This is a genomic window from Solidesulfovibrio aerotolerans (assembly GCF_009856865.1).
GTDB lineage: Bacteria > Desulfobacterota > Desulfovibrionia > Desulfovibrionales > Desulfovibrionaceae > Solidesulfovibrio > Solidesulfovibrio aerotolerans.
On sequence record NZ_WVUD01000026.1, the window covers coordinates 21,186 to 41,042 of the forward strand.

14 protein-coding genes and 1 tRNA gene are annotated in these 19,857 nt (G+C 60.2%); 9 read left to right on the plus strand and 6 right to left on the minus strand.

Annotated elements, in window-relative coordinates:
- Positions 1-54: 54 nt before the first annotated feature.
- The 3 genes from GTA51_RS13610 (at position 55) to GTA51_RS13620 (ending at position 1,926) form a co-directional block, all read left to right on the plus strand.
- Entirely contained in the window at positions 55-639 is a 585-nt protein-coding gene (locus GTA51_RS13610; RefSeq protein ID WP_160961926.1) for an LOG family protein, read from the plus strand.
- 67 nt (positions 640-706) lie between these two features.
- The gene (locus GTA51_RS13615; RefSeq protein WP_160961928.1) at positions 707-901 is read left to right on the plus strand and encodes a hypothetical protein; all 195 of its coding nucleotides are present in this window, start codon (positions 707-709) and stop codon (positions 899-901) included.
- 350 nt (positions 902-1,251) lie between these two features.
- Positions 1,252-1,926: a hypothetical protein gene (locus GTA51_RS13620; RefSeq protein ID WP_160961930.1), complete on the plus strand. Its 675-nt coding sequence runs from the start codon at positions 1,252-1,254 to the stop codon at positions 1,924-1,926.
- Between the two features lie 178 nt (positions 1,927-2,104).
- Here GTA51_RS13620 and aat read toward each other — a convergent pair whose 3' ends face one another.
- From aat to GTA51_RS13650, 6 genes are all read right to left on the minus strand, one after another.
- A complete protein-coding gene (gene aat, locus GTA51_RS13625; RefSeq protein ID WP_160961932.1) occupies positions 2,105-2,809 on the minus strand; it encodes a leucyl/phenylalanyl-tRNA--protein transferase in 705 nt (234 codons plus the stop codon).
- A gap of 223 nt (positions 2,810-3,032) precedes the next feature.
- Positions 3,033-3,263 carry a thioredoxin family protein gene (locus GTA51_RS13630; protein WP_160961934.1) on the minus strand — a complete coding sequence of 77 codons (231 nt, stop codon included), beginning with the start codon at positions 3,261-3,263 and terminating at the stop codon, positions 3,033-3,035.
- A gap of 21 nt (positions 3,264-3,284) precedes the next feature.
- Positions 3,285-3,608 (minus strand): carboxymuconolactone decarboxylase family protein, encoded by a 324-nt coding sequence (locus tag GTA51_RS13635; RefSeq protein ID WP_160961936.1) that lies wholly within the window; start codon positions 3,606-3,608, stop codon positions 3,285-3,287.
- 364 nt (positions 3,609-3,972) lie between these two features.
- Positions 3,973-5,154: a putative sulfate/molybdate transporter gene (locus tag GTA51_RS13640; RefSeq protein WP_160961938.1), complete on the minus strand. Its 1,182-nt coding sequence runs from the start codon at positions 5,152-5,154 to the stop codon at positions 3,973-3,975.
- 130 nt (positions 5,155-5,284) lie between these two features.
- Positions 5,285-5,635, minus strand: a complete 351-nt coding sequence (locus GTA51_RS13645; RefSeq protein ID WP_160961940.1) for an ArsR/SmtB family transcription factor — start codon at positions 5,633-5,635, stop codon at positions 5,285-5,287.
- Between the two features lie 132 nt (positions 5,636-5,767).
- Positions 5,768-5,861, minus strand: a tRNA-Sec gene (locus GTA51_RS13650).
- Positions 5,862-6,036: 175 nt separating this feature from the next.
- On the opposite strand from GTA51_RS13650, the gene GTA51_RS13655 reads away from it, so the two are divergent.
- The 6 genes from GTA51_RS13655 (at position 6,037) to GTA51_RS13680 (ending at position 19,852) form a co-directional block, all read left to right on the plus strand.
- A complete protein-coding gene (locus GTA51_RS13655) occupies positions 6,037-9,519 on the plus strand; it encodes a PAS domain S-box protein (protein ID WP_160961942.1) in 3,483 nt (1,160 codons plus the stop codon).
- A complete protein-coding gene (locus tag GTA51_RS13660) occupies positions 9,516-10,934 on the plus strand; it encodes a sigma-54-dependent transcriptional regulator (protein WP_160961944.1) in 1,419 nt (472 codons plus the stop codon). Before GTA51_RS13655 ends, GTA51_RS13660 begins: the two co-directional genes overlap by 4 nt.
- A gap of 425 nt (positions 10,935-11,359) precedes the next feature.
- Entirely contained in the window at positions 11,360-15,001 is a 3,642-nt protein-coding gene (gene nifJ / locus GTA51_RS13665; RefSeq protein ID WP_160961947.1) for a pyruvate:ferredoxin (flavodoxin) oxidoreductase, read from the plus strand.
- A gap of 23 nt (positions 15,002-15,024) precedes the next feature.
- Positions 15,025-16,404 carry an FAD-binding oxidoreductase gene (locus GTA51_RS13670; RefSeq protein ID WP_160961949.1) on the plus strand — a complete coding sequence of 460 codons (1,380 nt, stop codon included), beginning with the start codon at positions 15,025-15,027 and terminating at the stop codon, positions 16,402-16,404.
- A gap of 1 nt (position 16,405) precedes the next feature.
- Positions 16,406-17,710: a (Fe-S)-binding protein gene (locus GTA51_RS13675; protein WP_160961951.1), complete on the plus strand. Its 1,305-nt coding sequence runs from the start codon at positions 16,406-16,408 to the stop codon at positions 17,708-17,710.
- Positions 17,711-17,746: 36 nt separating this feature from the next.
- Entirely contained in the window at positions 17,747-19,852 is a 2,106-nt protein-coding gene (locus tag GTA51_RS13680; protein ID WP_160961953.1) for an acetate--CoA ligase family protein, read from the plus strand.
- The last annotated feature ends 5 nt before the right edge of the window (positions 19,853-19,857 follow it).

Sequence of the window (19,857 nt, forward strand, 5' to 3'; positions counted from 1 at the left end):
CCTTTCTGTCGTAACCGGGGCTGCTGCTGCAGCGGCCCCTTTTGGGAGTTGTGCATGCAAAGTGTGTGTGTTTTTTGCGGTTCTTCGTCCGGGACCGATCCGGCCTATGTCGATGCAGCCACGGCGCTTGGGCAGTTGCTGGCGGCCCAGGGCCTGACCCTGGTCTATGGCGGGGCCTGCGTCGGGCTTATGGGTGCCGTGGCCGACGCGGTGCTTGCCGCCGGCGGCAAGGCCATTGGCGTTTTACCGGATTTTTTGCGCCGCAAAGAACTGGCCCATCCTCGGCTGACCGAGCTGCATGTGGTCTCGTCGATGCACGAACGCAAGGCGCGCATGGCCGAGCTGTCCGACGGCTTCATCGCCATGCCCGGCGGCATGGGCACCTTGGATGAATTCTGCGAAATCATCACCTGGGCCCAGCTTGGGCTGCACGAGAAGCCTTGCGGCCTGCTCAACGTCCAGGAATACTACACCCCGCTGCTCCAGTTCGTGGACCGCATGGCTGACGAAGGATTTTTGAAGGAAAAGCAGAAGGGGCTGGTGCTGTCGTCAGACACGCCCGAGGGCTTGCTGGCAGCAATGCGGGCCTTTGAGCCGATCCGGGTGCAAAAGTGGGTGGACAGTCGGGACAAAGCGTAAAGTGTAAGGCGTCCGGTTGGCCCTGCGTTGCTGGCTTTTTAAGACGCTCGCCAAGGACTGGGATAGCATGACCAACGATCCGCAACACCAGCAGCCGCCGCAGCAGCGCCGCTCCACCCAAAATGATTTTACCGGCCTGGCTGCGTACGCCAGCCCGGAGGAAGAGTTGCGTTATTTCAAGGAAGAGTACGTGCGGTTGAAGGCGATTATTGCGTTGCAGAAGCAAAAGATACGAAAGTTGGTGGGGGAGAAGCGGGGGTAGCGGGGATATGAATATTTTTCACTGTCTGTAACAGTGGAGTGATAATTAATGTCCTTGCCCGGTGTAACGGGGACACTGTAGGAAATCTGCGCGAATAACGCCTAGATGCAGGGCTACGAGGGTAGTACCACATCTATCCTACTTCCAGGTTCATGGGACGCATGACCGGCGAAGGAGTTCTCAAGCAAAAGTAGAAGGGGTTGGTACTGGTGGCGAAAACGCCCGAAGATTTGCTTGCTTTCAGCCATAAAGGGCTTCGAGCAAATTCGGGCATAAAAAATTTATTTACAAATATATCTTGATATTTTTTCACGATAGTGTACTCTATATAAAAAAATGAGAGGCACGTCATGAACATGGCCGTTTTAGACATTATTATTATCATATGCACATCATTCATTGCCTTTGCATACAAGAAAAACGTAATATCAGATATGCTATCTACCGTGATCAGCCATGAATACGTAGATGCGTTTCTTACCGCCACCCTTTTCGTGATAGTCTTTCGAGCAATTATATACTTATATGATAATTGCTTGTTCAAATTTTTCCACAAAGATCGCTGGATCGGGGGCGATTGGGTTTATTTTCTACGAAACGAAGACGAATCCATCGAATTGTATGGAGTTTTCAATGTAAAACAAGGTATTAGTGGTGTTTCTATTACCAATGGCAAAGTATGGTACTGTTGCGATAGCCCAACTGAGGCCACCTCTCGAGGGGTATGGGATTCTGTCATAGCTGATATTTCAAATAATGACTTCAATTTTGTTTTTAGCCACCGCACTCTTAATAAAATCAAAGATGGTGTTAGAGGCGTCATCAAGGACAATGATAATATCCTTGGATTTGCTGAATTAAAAATTTCTCGAACAAAATCATCTGTAGACATGTCAGGGCCATACTATGACTTACGAGAGATGGCTGGCAGCAAGGGTGTTATCTGGGCAAAACATGTTAATACCAAGAACGACGAGGACAAACTCAAACTTGCCTTAGAATACGCTAACGCTATGAAGGAGTAATCATCTTGACGTTAGACACCTCCCCGAAAAAGGGGGTAGGCAAGTAACCATTAGGAATTATTCAGAACATCATCGACTTTCATGGCGATACACTTCAAGAAGCCCAAGCCGCTTTCATTGAGGCCGTTGACGACTACCTCGACCTCTGCGCCAAGACCAACATTACACCAGCCCTCCCCTAATTCGCGGCTGGCTCCGCCGCATCCAACTCCCACGCCCCCACTTCCCCCTCTTCCTCCCGCGCCACTTCCAGCCTTTTCAAAAACTCGTTGCGCGTCACCTCCACCGCCCCGAAGCGGCACAGATGCCCGGTGGTCTGCTGGCAGTCGATGAAGTGGAAACCCTGCGCATCCAGATGCCGCGCCAGGGTCACAAACGCCACTTTCGAGGCGTCCGTGACCCTATGAAACATCGATTCGCCAAAAAACGCCTTGCCAATGGCCACGCCATACGCGCCGCCCACAAGCTTGCCGTCCTGCCAGGCTTCAACACTGTGGGCATAGCCGGCCACATGCAACCGTTCGTACGCCTCGGCCATCTCCGGCACGATCCAGGTGCCATTGTCCGAGGCGCGCTGCATACCGGCACAACCGGCAATGACGCCGCCAAAATCCGCGTCCAGCGTCACCCGAAATTTGCCCGAACGCAAGGTGCGCTCCAAACGCCGCGACACCCGCACATGTCCGGGAATAAGAATGGGGCGAGGGTCCGGCGACCACCAGAGAATAGGACTCTCGGCATCATACCACGGGAAAATACCCCGGCGATAGGCCGCCAGCAGCCGCTCCAGACTCAAATCGCCGCCAACGGCCAGCAAGCCCCCAGGCTCGGCCAAATGGGGACTCGGGAACACCGGTTCGTCAATAAGGGCAAAAACAGGCATGCCTCTCCATAAGCCGCCACCCGCCCCGGGGCAAGGCCGGCAGTGAGCGCGAAACAGTCTCAGACGGCCGGCAAAACAGAAGGCCACCTGGACAATCGGCCTGTTCCCGCCGACCGTCCAGATGGCCCATCAGTATCGTGGCACCTGACTGCGGACGACTGACGCCCGGCTCGTCTTGCGTTCAGGAATTGCCGTTGGGGTTTGCCCCGAAGCAACACCCTTACTAACTCACCCAGGCCGCAAGATCCTTTTTCGACGGCATTCCGCCAGCAGCCTTGACCACGCCGTCGATGACCAGCCCGGGGGTCGTGAAAACACCCAGCATGGCGATCTGCTGCAAATCCGTCACCTTCTCCACAACGGCGTCAACGCCCTTTTCAGCCACAACTTCCTTGACCAGCTTTTCCAGCTCGTTGCACTTGGCGCAGCCCGTGCCGAGCACCTGAATCAACATATCGCTCGCTCCTCCCGGCCGCTATTTCTTGCAGCCGCAATCGATTTTCCCGGCTATGATATCAGCCACATCGCCCAGGACGTCATGGGTCCAGCAGTCGTCGGCTCCGGCCGCCTCGCGCATGACCAGGGCCAAGATGTAGGCCAACTCTTGCAACGTCGCCCCGGCATCCAGGGCACCCTTAAAATGCTTGAGTACGCACGGCTTGGACCGGGCCTTCACCGACACGGCAAAGCAAATGTACTGGTAGGTCTTTTCATCGATAAGACGTTTCTCGGCGTACAGCGCGTCCATCTCATCCAGCTTCGTCGCAAATTCCGGGAACAATTGGGCTAAAAATCGCATTGAAGCCTCCTTGCATACTCGCGTTGAAGAGGAGCCCGCACAGGCAGGATGCCAGGACCGACATTGCCGCGCCCGTGTCGCGCGGCCAAAATATTTGCTATTTGGTCAAAAAGGAAAATATACGGGATCAGTTCCTTTGGCAAGGGGGGACGCAGACATCGAGCCTGGTGGGCCCGTAGGCACCGAGGAAGGTGGCACTCTGTTGACCGCCAGAACACACAGGAAAGCCGGCGGTCTGGGAATCCCCCGGCCGCCGGCAACAGAAATTGATTCGAGGGCTTCCCTTGCCTCCCAGGTGGGATTCCAAAGGGCTCAGCCCTTTGGCCGCCGGAGGCCTCTTCCGCCTTTCCTCTTCTCTCACGCCTTACAGGCGAATCCACTTGCGGCGCAGGGCGTTATCCAGGATGACCCCGACCACGAAGGCCACGCCCATGTGCCACATGGCAAAGCCGGCCACCACGATCATGGTGTAGAATTCCTCGCGCTTGTTGCCGATGTCGCGCACGGTGACGGCCAGTTCGGCCCCGGCCAGGAACAGGATGACGCCGAGGATGGCCGAGGGAAACATCTTGAATATGACGGCCACGGACTGGCTGAAAAAGAGTGCGATAATAATGACGATGGTCCCAAGGATCACCAAGGAACCGCCGGTGCGCGCTCCGAAGCGCACATGCCCGGCCATGCCGCCGGCCCCGTGGCACATGGGCACGCCGCCAAAGAGCGGCGAAATCAGATTCATGATGCCTTGACTGATGCACATGGTGCGTTCGGTGACGGGCCGATCCGGGAAGAGTTCGTTATTTTCCGCCGCAATGGCCACCACGGCGTTGCCAAGGGTCAGCGGAATCTGGGGCAGGGTGAAAAGCAGCGTGCCGGTGACGATGTCGTCCCAGCGAACCTGATGCAGCCCGAATTCCGGCAGGCGAAACCCGATGCTGACCTGGGTCAGTTCGGTCCACAGGGCCGGGTTGGCAATCAATGCGGCCACGACGCCAATGAGCAGCAGCACGAACATGGCCGGGATCTTGGGTCGCGACAGCAGCACAAAGGTGACGGTGAGGGCGAATCCGGCCAACACGGGCGAGCCGACCATACGGTGGATGCCCTCCACCACAAACGTCATGCCAAGGCCGAGCATGATGCCACGCACCACCGGCTTGGTGGCCAGCTTGGCCACGTGGTCGATGGTGCCGGTCAGACCGATGATCAGCCAGAACAGCCCGGTGGTCAGACCCGAACCGAACAGGGCGGCAGGCGAGATGCCGCCGGCCACGGCTGCCGCGCCGATGGCCTTCATGGGCTGGATGGGCAGCGGCGTCTTGTAGAACAGTCCGGCAGCGATTTTGCAGGTGCCAAACATGAACAAAAGCCCGAGTGGATCGATGCCGAGAATGGTGATGTAGGCCACGACAAAGGGAATGAGTGTGCCGATGTCGCCAAAGGCACCGGCCCATTCCATATGGTCGTAGCGGTTGCGGGTCTTTTCGCCGGGAAGGTGGTCGGCATCCGGGGACAACGCGTGGGTTTCGTTTGCGCCGTCTTGCATGACTCTACTGCCTTGTTGCACGGTTGCGGACCGCCTGCTGCGACCGGGCGGCCGACACGATACGTCCAAACCTGTGACACGAATTTTATAAAACCCGTGTCACCAAGGCAAGAAAAAAAACGGCCGCCCGTCAGGAAATCTGTCGGCCGGTCTGTTTGCGCAAGTCCTCAAGATACAAAAATTGTTCTTCGAGCTGTTGGTCGAAAAAACGGCCGACGCAGGCCAAAAACGACGAGACGCAGCGCATGCGCAAGGAATAATAGACACTGGTGCCCCGGCGCTCATCCGTAACGATGCCGGCTTCTTTGAGCACACTTAAATGCTTGGAAATAGTGGAAATATCTGAGCCAACCAGTTCGCGCAACTCGCACACGCACTGCTCCCCCTGGCCAAGGGCTTCGACCATGAGCAGGCGGCTGGGGTGTCCCAGGGCTTTAAAGACTTTGGCCCGTTGGGCCAGCTCGGCAGACACGGGTGGCATGGCGCTCCAACAGCACGCCGCTGTGGCAGCGACGGGCACAACGCAAAAGTGGGACCAGGGGAGAACCACATTCCGTTTCCCGGTCCGGAAAATGGAAGCCCAGGCAATGGGAGCAAAGAAAAAGAGCAATGCTGGCGGAAGCGTATAGGAGTCGAACCTACCTGTGACCTCTCGACCACACACCGGATTTGAAGTCCGGGCGCCACACCGGTGACGAAACGCTTCCGCATGCAAAAAAGCCTTCTATCTGTTTTCCGGCCTCTTTTCAATCAATACCAGCAGCAGGGCCGCAAGTCCGTTGGAAACAGCCGGGGTATTGACTTCCGGGCAAGCCATGACAAACTCATGACAAAGACCGTCCCTGGGCCGAGTGGCCCCGCACCCCTTTCCTGCGAGATGTCATGGTTGTCCGGTGGCTGTTGTGCCTGCTCCTTTTCCTGCTGGCGGTGCCTGGGCCTGCCCGAGCCGATAAGATTCGCAAAAACGTTCTTTATTTCAACGCCTACCAAAACGGATACCAGTGGTCCGACGATATCCTGACCGGACTGCGCGAAGCCTTTGCCGCCTCGGATTTCAACGTGGATTTGCAAATCGAGTACATGGACTCGAAAAAATACGCCGACCCGGTGTTGCGCGGCATGCTCCACGATTTTTACAAGCTCAAATACCGCAACACCCATTTCGAGGTCATCTTAGCCTCGGACAACTACGCCTTTGACTTCCTACGCCAATACCAAAAAGAACTGTTCCCGGACACGCCGGTGGTCTTTTGCGGGGTCAACGACTTTCACGCCGACTGGCTGACCGGCCATCCCAATTTTACCGGTGTGCTGGAAAACCCCGACATCCGCACCACGCTGGAACTGGCCCTGCGCTTCCACCCCGACCGCAACCGGCTGGTCATCTTCGGTGACGCCTCGGTCACGGGCGTGGCCATCGGCAACCAGTTGCGGGCCGTGGAAGGCGATTTCGCCGGCCGGCTGCGTTTTGAATACGAAGACAACCTGACCCTGGCCGGCATCCTCGACCGGGTGCATACCTTGGGCAACGACGCCATGATCTTTCTCATTCCCTTTTACAAAGACACCACCAAGGACGTCTATTCCGTCAACGAAGTGCTGGCAGCCATCCGGGCCAATTCCGACGTGCCCATCTACAGCGCCTGGCAGTTCATGCTCGGCCACGGTATTGTCGGCGGCCGCCTGCACAGCGGCATTGAAGAAGGCCGCATCGCCGCCACCATGGCCGACAAGCTCCTTGCCGGCACGCCCATAGCCGATCTGCCCATCGTAACCCAGACCAACGACATCTATATCTTTGACTTCCGGGAAATGCTGCGCCTGGGCATCACCACCGACAAACTCCCCACAGGCTTTTCCCTCATAAATGAGCCGTATCCCTTTTATCAGATCAATATTGCGGTTTTTTGGACCATCATCATCAGTGTCCTTATCCTGTGCTACGTCATGGTCCTGCTTGTGACCAACATCTTGCGGCGACGTTCGGTTGAGGAAAAAATCAAAGATCAGGTGACGTTTCTGGAAACCCTGGTCAACACCATCCCCATCCCCATCTATTATAAAGATGAAACCGGCCGGTATCGGGGCTGCAACCCGGCCTTTCGGTCCTGGTGCGGCACAACCGACGAGGCTCTACCGTACATGGACGGTGTCGCCGTGCCATGTCTGGACGCAGCCCCCGCGCGCAACGCGGCCAACACCGCCGTGCCGAGCCGGGACTGCGCCAGCGTGATTGACTCGCCGCTTTCCCGCCACCTCGACGCCGAGGATGCCGGCCTGCTGCGCGAACCGGGCGTGCGCCGGGGTGAAACCGACATCCAGGCCGCGGATGGCACGCCTCATTCCGTCATCCTGCACCGGGCCGTCTATGAAAGCGCCAAGGGGCAGATCGCCGGCTTGGTGGGCGTTTTATACGACGTGTCCGAACTCAAGCGGGCCACGGAAAAGCTGCGCCAAGCCGAAGAGAAATATCGCGGCATCTTTGAAAATTCCGCCCTGGGCATCTTCCGCATGGCCCCGGACGGGCAGGCGGTTGACGTCAACCCGGCCATGCTGGCCATGCTCGGGGTCGATGACCTGGACACACTGCTGCGCCGACGCGGCGATATGATCGATGTGCTCTTTTCCGGCCGCGACCGCTTCGCCGCCCTGCTCGAATCGCCTGTGGACGAACTGGCCACCATCAAATTCGAAACCCGGTTCGTGCGGCCCGACGCCAGACCGGTCACGGCCAACATCAACATGCGTCTGGTCGCCGACCGCGCCGGCTATCTGGCCTATGTCGAAGGCGTGGTGGAGGACGTGACCATGCGCCATGAGGCCGAGCGGGCCTTGCGCGAGTCCCAGGAGATGCTGCGTCTGGTCCTGGACAATATCCCCCAACTCGTTTCCTGGAAGGACAAGGCTTTGCGCTATCTGGGGGCCAACCGGGCCTTCACCGACTTTTTCGGCTTCACCGATCTCAGCGACCTCATGGGCCGCGACGACGCCGCCCTGCCGCTTCGCGCCGAGGACGTGGACGCCGTACGGGCCACCGACATCGACGTCATGCGCTACAACCGGCCGGTGGCCGGCGAACTGGCCGCCCGCAACGTCCGGGGAGCCGACGTGCTGCTGGAGATCAAAAAGGTGCCGCTCCACGACGACAAGGGGGCGGTGGTGGGGGTCTTGTCCACGGCCGACGACGTGACCCAGAAGGTGAGCCTGGAGCGCCAACTCCTGCAATCCCAAAAGATGGAGGCCATCGGCACCCTGGCCGGCGGCATCGCCCACGACTTCAACAACATCCTGACCTCGATTATCAATTCCGCAGAACTGGCGCTTATGGATCTGCCCCCGGACGACGCCATGGAGGATGATCTGCGCCGGGTGCTCAAGGCCGGCGAACGCGGCAGCCGTCTGGTCAAGCAGATTCTGTCGTTTACCCGCCCTTCCCAGGCCGGGTTTGCGCCCATAAACGTGGCCGACGTCATGAGCGAGGTGGCGGGCCTGCTCAAGGCCTCCATCCCGCGCCACATCAAAATCGTTGAGGATCTGCCCGCCGCTGCGGTGACCTGCCGGGCCGACCCCACCCAGTTGCACCAGATCGTTATGAACCTGTGCACCAACGCCTTCCAGGCCATGCGCGAAGACGGCGGCGTGCTGACCCTGTCGCTGAGCGAAGACGCCCTGGACGAGAGCCAGGCCGGTCAGGTCGGGACCAGGGCCGGCCGCTATGCCCGCCTGTCCGTGGTGGACACCGGCCCAGGCATAGCCGGCGACATTTTAGATAAGATTTTCGATCCGTTTTTTTCCACCAAGGAAAAAGGCGAAGGCACAGGCCTGGGGTTGGCTGTGGTGCGCGGTATCGTTAAAAGCCACCGGGGTGGCATCCGGGTGACGAGCCTACCCGGCGAGCGCACCGGTTTTGACATCTATCTGCCCTTGCTCGCCGCTGGCGATGCCCCGGTGGTCCTGCCGAGGCCCGCGCCCAACCGGGGCCGCGACCGCATCCTTTTTGTCGAGGACGACGAGGATCAACTGCTCACCATCCCCCGGGTGCTGGCCCAGCTCGGCCACGAGGTCACGGCCCGGGGCAGTCCCCTGGAGGCGCTGGCCGTTTTGGCCGCTGCCCCGGCCGCCTTTGATGTGCTCATCACCGATTTCGACATGCCCGAGGTCAACGGTCTGGAACTGGCCCGGCGGGCGGCGAAAATTGCCCCGGCGCTGCCTGTTGTCCTCGTTTCCGGCCGCCTGGGCGACATCGAGGACATAAAGCTCGCCGGCAACATCCAAAAAGTGGTGCTCAAGCCCTACAACCAGGCGATCATCTCGGCGGCCATCCGCGAGGTGCTTGACGCCAAAAAGCAAACGACGGCCCCATGAAATCCGTGTGCATCATCGACGACGACCCCGAAGTCCGCGACACCATCGCCAGCCTCACCCGCAAAATGCGCCTGACCAGCGAGTCTGCCGGTGCTCTGGAGGCCGGCATGGAACTGCTGGCCCGGGAGCGCTTCGACGTGGTCTTTCTGGACGTGCGCCTGCCCGACGGCAACGGCCTGGCCGCCCTGCCCGCCATCAAACGCCTGCCCGACGCCCCGGAGGTCATCATCCTCACCGGCATCGGCGACCCGGACGGTGCGGAACTGGCCATCCAGGAGGGGGTGTGGGACTATCTGGTCAAGCCTTCGCCGATAAAACAGATCATGCTCACCTTGCAGCGGGCACTCAAATACCGCGAGGAGCGGCGCAGCGACCACAGCCCGGTCTCCCTCATGCTGACCGGCTGTGTGACGGCCAGCCCCCGCATGCAGCCCTGCCTCAATCAGGTGGCCCATGCCGCCGGCTCGAGCGCTGCCGTGCTCGTCACTGGCGAGACCGGTGCCGGCAAGGAACTCTTCGCCCGACTGATTCACGCCAACAGCGCCCGGGCGAAAAAGGCCTTTGTCACCGTGGACTGCGCCTCGCTGACCGAGTCGCTGGTGGAGAGCACGCTTTTTGGCCACAAAAAAGGGGCGTTTACCGGAGCCGACGCCGACCGGGTGGGGTTGGCCCAACTCGCCGACGGGGGGACGCTGTTTCTCGACGAAGTGGGCGAGATGCCGACCTCGCTGCAAAAAACCTTTTTGCGCGTGCTCCACGAAAAGACCTTCCGGCCAGTGGGCGGGGTCAGCGAAATCCACAGCGATTTCCGGCTCATTGCCGCCACCAACCGCGATCTGGCCGCCATGGTCGCGGTCGGCGAATTTCGACGCGATCTGTACTTTCGCTTAAAGACCATCGAAGTGCCCCTGCCGCCCCTGCGCTGTCGGGTGGAGGACATAAAACCCCTCACCCTGGCCTTTGCCGACGCCCTGGCCGCCGAATACGCCCTGCCGCCCAAAGGCTTTGACGCGGAATTTCTGGCCATGCTCGAAGCCTATGACTGGCCGGGCAACGTGCGCGAACTACGCAATGTGGTGGAACGCGCCTTTCTGGCTTCCGGCCGGGAGAAGACGCTTTACAGCATGCACCTGCCCCAGGACGTACGCATCAAGGTGACCAAATCGACCCTGGAGCGCGGTATGCAAACGTGCGAGCGCGAACTTCCGGCCGCGCCGGGACCGTTTGCAGCGGCCAATGCCCCCATCGGCCGGCGCACGCTCAAAGACTACAAGGAAACCATGGAGCGCCGCTATCTTGAGGGCCTTTTACGCGAGCACGGCCGGGATGTGGCAGCCATGATCGCCATTTCCGGCTTATCGCGCTCCCACTTCTACGCCCTGCTCAAGAAAAGCGGTCTGGCCATCCCGGAGTAGCTGTTTTGCTCCAGCGCCAGCCTGTGCTTGGGACTTTTTGCACAAAACCGTTTTCCCGCCTTTTTGCGTGCCAACGCGCCTCGTCTATGGCAAGAAACCTTGGGAAACCCCAGTTCTGGTCCTCTTGCGGCGGGAAACGGCCTACTGTCTGAAATTTCGGACAAGACCACTGTGTCCGAAAAATCGGACAGGGCTTTTGCCCTGAAGCGCTTTACGAAGCCATAGATTCCAGGGTATTAGCTTTGACCCTGCATCCGAAAAACCGGATGCCCCGATCCTTCCTGGACCCAAACCGGTTTCTTCCTAGCGGTAATTCACCGGATTTATTGTATTAACCGTTGCTGGCACACGGTTTGCCTAAGAGAGAGCGTCGACACGGCCTTTCTCTCATCGGTCGAACGACAACCTTTTAAGGAGATTGCAGCATGGCCAAGAAGATGAAAAGCATGGACGGCAACACCGCCACCACGCATGTCGCCTACGCGTTAAGTGATACGGCGGCCATTTATCCCATCACCCCCTCGTCCACCATGGGCGAAATTGCCGACGAGTGGGCGGCCAAAGGCCTTAAAAACATCTTCGGCCAGACCGTAACCATCCGTGAAATGCAGTCCGAGGCCGGCGCGGCTGGTGCTGTGCACGGTTCCCTGGCTGCCGGCGCGCTGACCACCACGTTCACCGCCTCCCAGGGCCTGCTGCTGATGATCCCCAACATGTTCAAGATCGCCGGCGAACTGCTGCCGGCCGTCTTTCATGTGACGGCCCGGGCCATCGCCACCCACGCCCTGTCGATCTTTGGCGACCATTCCGATGTCATGAGCGCCCGTTCCACCGGCTTTGCCTTCCTGGCCTCGGCCTCGGTGCAGGAGTGCATGGACCTGGCCCTGGTCACCCATCTGGCCGCCGTCGAATCGAGCGTGCCGTTTTTGCATTTCTTCGACGGTTTTCGCACCTCGCATGAAATCCAGAAAATCGAAGTCATCGATTACGAGGACATCAAAGCCCTGGTCAATCATGAGAAAATCGCCGCTTTCCGCGCCCGTTCCATGAACCCCGAGCATCCCGATCTGCGCGGCACCGCCCAGAACCCGGACATTTTCTTCCAGGGCCGCGAACGCTCCAACCCCTACTATCAGGTGTTGCCCGGCATCGTGTCGGCCATGATGGACAAGGTGGCTGTCGTCACCGGCCGCCCCTACAAGCTGTTTGACTATGTGGGCGCGCCCGACGCCGAACGCGTCATCATCTCCATGGGCTCCTCGTGCGAAACCATCGAGGAAGTGGTCAACTATCTGGTCGCCAAGGGCGAGAAAGTCGGTCTGGTCAAGGTCCGCCTGTTTCGGCCGTTTGCCCCGGACTATCTCTTCAAAGTCCTGCCGGCCTCGGCCAAGGTGGTCACGGTCCTGGATCGCTGCAAAGAGCCGGGCAGCCTCGGCGATCCGCTGTATGAAGACATCTGCGCCGCCTATGTCGAGCGCGGCGGCCCCATCCCCAAACTCATGACCGGTCGTTACGGTCTGGGTTCCAAGGAATTCCGTCCCGGCATGGTCCAGGCCATCTACGACAACATGGCCGCTGCCGCGCCCAAGCGCCACTTCGTGGTCGGCATCCTCGACGACGTTTCCGGCCAGTCCCTGCCCTCGGCCGGCGTGCTGCCGACGGTCCCCGAAGGCACGGTGCAGTGCAAGTTCTGGGGCTTTGGTTCCGACGGAACCGTTGGTGCCAACAAGTCCGCCATCAAGATCATTGGCGACAACACCGACCTCTACGCCCAGGGCTACTTTGCCTACGACTCCAAAAAGTCCGGCGGCATCACCGTTTCGCACTTGCGGTTCGGTAAAAAGCCCATCCAGTCCACGTATCTGGTTGACGCGGCCGACTACATCGCCTGCCACAAGCCCAGCTACGTCAATACCTACGAGATCCTGGAAGGCATCAAGGACGGCGGCACGTTCGTCCTCAACTCCGCCTGGAATACGGCCGAAGAGCTGGAAAAAAACCTGCCCGGCCATATGCTGCGCGCCATCGCCGACAAAAAGATCAAGGTCTATAACATCGACGCCGTGGCCATCGGGGCCAAGGTGGGCCTTGGCGCACGCATCAACATGATCATGCAGACGGCGTTTTTCAAGCTGGCCGGTGTGCTGCCCATTGAGGAAGCCATCAGCCTGCTCAAAGACTCCATCAAAAAGACCTACGGCAACAAGGGCGAGAAAATCGTTAAGATGAACATCGACGCCGTGGACATGGCCATGGAAGGCCTCGTCGCAATCGACGTGCCCGCCGCCTGGGCCAGCGCTGCCGATGCCCCGGCCGCCGCTGTCAACGAGCCGGAGTACTTTAACAAGGTCATTCGCCCCATCCTGGCCCAGAAGGGTGACGATGTGCCGGTGTCGGCCTTTGCCGAAAACGGTTCCTTCCCGACAGCCACCGCCCAGTACGAAAAGCGTGGCGTGGCCATAAACATCCCCCACTGGCTCAAAGAGAACTGCATCCAGTGCAACCAGTGCTCCTACGTGTGCCCCCACGCCACCATCCGCCCCTTCCTGGCCGATGCAGCCGAGATGGCCAAGGCTCCAGCCTCCTTTGACACCCTGCCGGCCGCCGGCAAGGAGCTCAAAGGTCTGGCCTACCGCATGCAGGTCTTCCCCATGGACTGCATGGGCTGCGGCTCCTGCGCCGATGTCTGTCCGGCCAAGCAGAAGGCGCTGGTCATGAAGCCGCTGGAGACCGAGTCGGTCGAACAGATCGCCAACCACGCCTTTGCCATGACCGTGGTCAACAAGGGCGGCCTCGTCAAACGCGAAAACCTCAAGGGCAGCCAGTTCTTCCAGCCCCTGCTGGAATTCTCGGGTGCCTGCGCCGGTTGCGGCGAAACGCCCTATGTCAAGCTCATCACCCAGCTCTTTGGCGAACGCATGATGGTGGCCAACGCCACGGGTTGCTCCTCCATTTGGGGCGGCTCGGCCCCAACGGCCCCCTATGCCGTCAACGCCGACGGCCACGGCCCGTCCTGGAACAACTCCTTGTTTGAAGACGCCGCCGAGTTCGGCTTCGGCTACTCCATGGCGCTGACCCAGCGTCGGGCCAAGCTGGCCGACAAGGTGACCGCCGCCCTGGCCGGCGACGTTGGCGACGCCCTGCGCGCCGCCCTGGCCGGCTGGCTGCAAAACAAAGACGACGCCGCCGGCTCGCGCCTCTACGGCGACCAGTTAAAAGCCCTGCTCGCCGCTGCCGATCCGGTCCAGGCCGATATCCTCACCGACGCCGACCTTTTCACCAAAAAATCCGTCTGGGTTTTTGGCGGCGACGGCTGGGCCTATGACATCGGCTTTGGCGGCCTCGACCATGTCATCGCCTCGGGCGAGGACGTCAACATCCTGGTCATGGACACCGAAGTGTATTCCAACACCGGCGGACAGGCCTCCAAGGCCACGCCGCTGGGCGCCATCGCCAAGTTCGCCTCGGCCGGCAAGGTCACGGGCAAAAAGGATCTGGCCCGCATGGCCATGACCTACGGCTACGTCTACGTGGCCTCGATCGCCATGGGTGCCGATAAGAACCAGACGCTCAAAGCCCTGCTCGAAGCCGAAGCCCACAAGGGACCGTCCATTGTGATCGCCTACGCCCCCTGCATCAACCAGGGCATCCGCAAAGGCATGGGCAAGTCCATGGAAGAGGCCAAGCTGGCCGTCGAAACCGGCTACTGGCCGCTGTTCCGCTTCAACCCCGACGCCAAGGCCGAAGGCAAGAACCCGCTGACCATCGACTCCAAGGCCCCGGCCGGCGACTTCCAGGCTTTCCTGTCCGGCGAAGTCCGCTACGCCGCACTCGAAAAGCTCGCTCCCGAGCATTCCAAGAAGTACCGCGCCACCATGGAAGCGGCCTACAAGGATCGCTACAAGCAGTTGCAGTACCTGGCCGCCATGCCGATCTTTGAGGAACAGGCCCCGTCCGCTGCCGCCAAGGGCCAGGAAGATCCGGCCTTTTGCGCAACCCCGGCCACGGCCGAACACGCCCGTCCCGACACCGGCGAAGCCTGCGACGAAGGTCGTTCGGGCAAATAACGAAGCCAAGCGAGTACAAAACGATGAGTAACCACCTGTCCCAGAAGTTCGAGGAAATCGTCGGCAAAGGCAACGTCCTGGCCAGCGAGGTGGACCGCCACAGCTATTCCTACGATGCGGCGGTCCTTCCCCCCAAACTCCCTGCCCTGGCCGTGCGACCGGAGACGCCCGAGGCTCTGGGACGGGTGGTTAAAACCTGCAATGAGCTCGGGTTGCCGCTGACTGTGCGCGGCTCGGGCACGAATTTAAGCGGCGGCACCATCCCCTCCGTGGGCGGCGTGGTGGCCTTGACCGGTGCTCTGAACAAGATCATCGAGATCAACGAAGCCGACATGTACGCCGTGGTCCAAACCGGCGTTATTACTGCCAAGTTCGCCACCGAAGTGGCCAAGCGCGGCCTTTTTTACCCGCCTGATCCGGGCAGCCAGGCCGTGTCTACGCTGGGCGGCAACGTGGCCGAAAACGCCGGGGGGCTTCGCGGCCTCAAATACGGCGTGACCAAAGACTACGTCATGGGCATGAGCTTTTATGACGTGGACGGCGAACTGGTCAAAACCGGCTCGCGCACGGTCAAGTGCGTCACCGGCATGAATCTGCACGGCCTTATGGTTGGTTCCGAAGGCACTTTGGGCGTTTTTAACGAGATCATTTTAAAACTCGTGCCGCCGCCCAAGGCCAGCAAGGCCATGATGGCCATCTTCGACGATCTGGGCAAAGCCTCCGAAACCGTGGCTGCCATCATCGCTGCCAAGATCGTCCCGGCAACGCTTGAATACATGGACGACTTCACCATCCGCACCGTCGAGGACTTTGCCCACGCGGGGCTGCCCACCGACGCCAAAGCGCTTTTGCTCATTGAAGTGGACGGCCATCCGGCCCAGGTCGAGGACGAAGCAGCGGAAGTCGAGGCTATCTGCAAACGCATCGGTGCCACGCGTATCCAGGTGGCCAAGGACGCGGCCGAACGCAACAAGGTCTGGGAAGCCCGCCGGGCGGCCCTTTCGGCCCTGGCCCGGGTGCGCCCCACCACCGTCCTTGAAGACGCAACAGTGCCGCGCTCCAAGATCCCGGCCATGATCGGAGCTTTGGAAGCCATAGCCGCCAAGTACAAGCTGACCATTGGCACCTTCGGCCATGCCGGCGACGGCAACCTGCATCCCACCATCCTCACCGACAAGCGCGACCATGTGGAATACGCCCGGGTTGAAGCGGCCATCGACGAGATCTTCGACGTGGCCCTGTCCCTTGGCGGCACGCTGTCTGGCGAGCACGGCATCGGCACGGCCAAGTCCAAGTATATGGTTAAGGAAGTGGGCCTGGGTTCCATCCAGTACGCCAAGCGCTTAAAGGCCGCCCTCGATCCCAAGGGTATCCTCAATCCCGGCAAGATCACGGGGGAATGACATGAGCGAGATGCGTCAACTCGTCGGCCTGCTCAAGCAGATCGACGACCAGCTCGTGGCCTGCATGCGGTGTGGCATGTGCCAGGCCGTGTGTCCCATCTACGCCGAGACCGGGCTTGAGGGCCATGTGGCCCGGGGCAAGATCGCCCTGCTCGAATGTCTGGCCGACGAAGTCATCAAAGACCCGGCCGGGGTCAAGGAACGCCTGGACGCCTGCCTGCTGTGCGGCTCATGTCAGGCCAACTGCCCCAGCGGCGTCAAGGCACTGGATATTTTCTTAAAAGCCAGGGCCTTTCTCACCGGCTACTACGGCCTGCCGCCGGTTAAGCGGGCCATCTTCCGGGGGCTTCTCAAAAATCCCCGCTTCTTTGACACGGTGCTGGGCATTGCCTCGAAGTTCCAGGGGCTTTTCACCAAGCCGGTCAATGATATGCTCGGTTCGTCCTGCGCCCGGGTCTTTTCCGACCTGATCGGCGGGCGGCATTTCGCCCCCCTGGCCGGCTCGGCGCTGCACGAAGCAGCGGCCGAACGTGACGCACCGCGCGGGTTTTCCGGCCTCAAGGTGGCGTTTTTCTACGGCTGCGTGGTGGACAAGATGTTCCCGCGCATCGGCGAAGCGGTCCTAACGGTCTGCGATCACCACGGCGTGGGCGTGTATATGCCCCATGACCAGGCCTGCTGCGGCATCCCGGCCCTGTCGTCGGGCGACCGGGAGACCTTCGAGGCCCTGGTGGCCCATAACATGAAGCTGTTTGGCGAAGCCGACTTCGACGTGCTGGTGACGCCGTGCGCCACCTGCACCTCCACCATCAAAAAACTCTGGCCGCTGATGGCTGAAAATCTGCCCGAACTCACCCGCTTTAAGATTCGGGAGATGGCCGCCAAGGTCAAGGATATCAGCGAATTCCTGATTAACGACGTGGGTGTGGTCCCGGCTGATCTCCCGGTTTCCGGGGAGCCTGTCGCCGTCACCTACCACGACCCCTGCCATCTGAAAAAGTCCCTGGGGATTTCCGCCGAGCCCAGGGCGCTTGTGGCCGCCAACCCGCGCTACAAACTGGTTGAAATGGACGGCGCTGATTCGTGCTGCGGTTCCGGCGGAAGTTTCACCTTGCAGCATTACGACCTCTCCAAACGCATCGGCAAGCACAAGCGGGACAACATTGTGGCCACAGGCGCAATGGTTGCTGCCACCAGCTGCCCGGCCTGCATGCTCCAGATCGGCGATATGTTGTCCCAGGCCGGCGATAAGCTGGTCATCAAGCATCCGGTGGAAATTTATGCGGAGACCCTGGCCGGTCGTTGATCCGGTCCACAACCAACTGGCGAACGAGGTAGTCGAATGAGTTTGAAAGACAACATTCACGCGCTGTTTGCGCCCAAAACCGTAGCCGTCATCGGGGCCTCTTCGGCCCCGGGCAAGGTCGGCCATACGGTCGTGGCCAACATGCAGGAGGCCGGGTACCCGGGCACGCTCATTCCGGTCAATCCCAAAGCCGACGTCATCCTTGGCCTGCCGGTGACCAAAAACATCGACGATCTGCCCGAAGGCCTCGATATGGCCGTCATCGTCGTGCCCGTGGCCGCCGTGCTGCCCGCCATGGAAGCACTGATCAAACGCAAGGTCCGGTCTGTGATCATCATCACGGCCGGATTCAAGGAAGTGGGCAAGGAAGGCTACGTCCTGGAGCAGCGGCTCATCGAGCTGTGCACCGAGCACGAAATCGCCATGGTCGGTCCCAACTGCCTGGGGCTGATCAGCACCCAGGACCACAACAACGCCTCCTTTGCCGCCGGATATCCGGCCGAAGGCTCCATTGCCTTTTTCTCCCAGTCCGGTGCCTTGTGCACCGCCATCCTCGACTGGGCCTTGGGCGAAAATATCGGCTTTTCCAAGTTCGTTTCCTTGGGCAACAAAGCCGTAATAAACGAAGCCAATATGCTCGAGTATCTGCGCACCGATCCCAATACCTCGGTCATCCTTGGCTACATCGAAAACGTCGAGCACGGTGCGGATTTTATTGAGCAGGCCGCCAAGGTGACCCGGGAAAAGCCGGTCATCATGATCAAGTCCGGCACCACCGCTGCCGGTGCCAAGGCCGCCTCCTCCCACACCGGGGCCATTGCCGGTTCGGATCAGGCCTACTCCGCTGCCTTTCGCAAGACCGGCGTCATCCGGGCGGCCGACATGGCCACCCTGTTCGATCTGGCCCAGGCCTTTTCCACCCAGCCCCTGCCCGAAGGCCCCGGCCTGTGCATCGTCACCAACTCCGGCGGTCCCGGCATCCTGGCCGCTGACGCCACGGAAAAATCCAGCCTCAACATGGCCCGGCTGTCCAACTCCACCATCGACCGCTTAAAAGAATTCCTGCCGCCGTATGCCTCGCTGTACAACCCCGTCGATCTCATCGGCGACGCCCCGGCCGAACGGTATCGCAAGACCCTGGAAGTGGTGGTTGAAGACCCGCAGGTCCACTCCATTCTGGTGCTTTTGACTCCCACGGCCTCGGCCGAGATCATGGAAACGGCCGAAGCCATCATCGACGTGGCCAAGACCACCAAAAAGCCCATCTTCGTGAACTACATGGGCGGCATGCGCACGCGCCCGGGCCAAAAGCGGCTGACCGAAGCCGGCATCCCCTGCTCCATCTACCCGGAACCGCTCATTGCCAGCATTGAGACCATGTACACCTATTATCTGTGGCGCCAGACCCCGGCCCAGGAATACCCGGTCGTCAAGCGCAACCGCCAAAAGGCCCGTCTGGTCATTAACGATGCCCGGTCCAAGGGTGCCACCGAGATCGTGGAATTCCAGGCCCAGGAAGTGCTGCGCGCCTACAATCTGCCCACGCCCAACACCGCCCTGGCCCGCTCCTCGGACGAGGCCGTGGCCGCTGCCGAAAAGATCGGCTTCCCGGTGGTTTTGAAAATCGCCTCGCCGCAGATCTCGCACAAGTCCGATGTCGGCGGCGTCAAGGTCAATTTGAGCGACGCCGAAGCCGTGCGCAACGCCTTCTTCGATATCACGGCCCGAGCCCAGCGCATGCGCCCCGAAGCCTACATCGCCGGCTGTCTGGTCCAGGAAATGGCCCCCAAAGGCTGCAAGGAAATCATCATCGGCTTTAAGCGCGACGACCAGTTCGGGCCGCTTTTGATGTTTGGCCTGGGCGGCATCTACGTGGAAATCTTGAAAGACATCGCCTTCCGGTTGGCACCGCTTGGCCGCGACGATGCCAAGGGCATCATCCGGGAGATCAAGTCCTATATGCTTTTAAAGGGCGTTCGGGGCGAGCAGCCCGTGAACTTCCAGGCCATCGAGGATATCCTCATCACCATGTCCGAACTGGCCCTGGATTTCCCGGAAATCCTCGAAGCCGAGTTCAACCCGGTGCTGGTCAATTCCGAAAAGGCCGTCGTGGCCGATGTGCGCATAACACTTTCCGCCTAAAACGA

Coding starts and splice junctions, on each gene's coding strand:
- GTA51_RS13610 (WP_160961926.1), top strand. CDS start 55: ATGCAAAGTGTGTGTGTTTTTTGCGGTTCTTCGTCCGGGACCGATCCG.
- GTA51_RS13615 (WP_160961928.1), top strand. CDS start 707: ATGACCAACGATCCGCAACACCAGCAGCCGCCGCAGCAGCGCCGCTCC.
- GTA51_RS13620 (WP_160961930.1), top strand. CDS start 1,252: ATGAACATGGCCGTTTTAGACATTATTATTATCATATGCACATCATTC.
- aat (WP_160961932.1), bottom strand. CDS start 2,809: ATGCCTGTTTTTGCCCTTATTGACGAACCGGTGTTCCCGAGTCCCCAT.
- GTA51_RS13630 (WP_160961934.1), bottom strand. CDS start 3,263: ATGTTGATTCAGGTGCTCGGCACGGGCTGCGCCAAGTGCAACGAGCTG.
- GTA51_RS13635 (WP_160961936.1), bottom strand. CDS start 3,608: ATGCGATTTTTAGCCCAATTGTTCCCGGAATTTGCGACGAAGCTGGAT.
- GTA51_RS13640 (WP_160961938.1), bottom strand. CDS start 5,154: ATGCAAGACGGCGCAAACGAAACCCACGCGTTGTCCCCGGATGCCGAC.
- GTA51_RS13645 (WP_160961940.1), bottom strand. CDS start 5,635: ATGCCACCCGTGTCTGCCGAGCTGGCCCAACGGGCCAAAGTCTTTAAA.
- GTA51_RS13655 (WP_160961942.1), top strand. CDS start 6,037: ATGGTTGTCCGGTGGCTGTTGTGCCTGCTCCTTTTCCTGCTGGCGGTG.
- GTA51_RS13660 (WP_160961944.1), top strand. CDS start 9,516: ATGAAATCCGTGTGCATCATCGACGACGACCCCGAAGTCCGCGACACC.
- nifJ (WP_160961947.1), top strand. CDS start 11,360: ATGGCCAAGAAGATGAAAAGCATGGACGGCAACACCGCCACCACGCAT.
- GTA51_RS13670 (WP_160961949.1), top strand. CDS start 15,025: ATGAGTAACCACCTGTCCCAGAAGTTCGAGGAAATCGTCGGCAAAGGC.
- GTA51_RS13675 (WP_160961951.1), top strand. CDS start 16,406: ATGAGCGAGATGCGTCAACTCGTCGGCCTGCTCAAGCAGATCGACGAC.
- GTA51_RS13680 (WP_160961953.1), top strand. CDS start 17,747: ATGAGTTTGAAAGACAACATTCACGCGCTGTTTGCGCCCAAAACCGTA.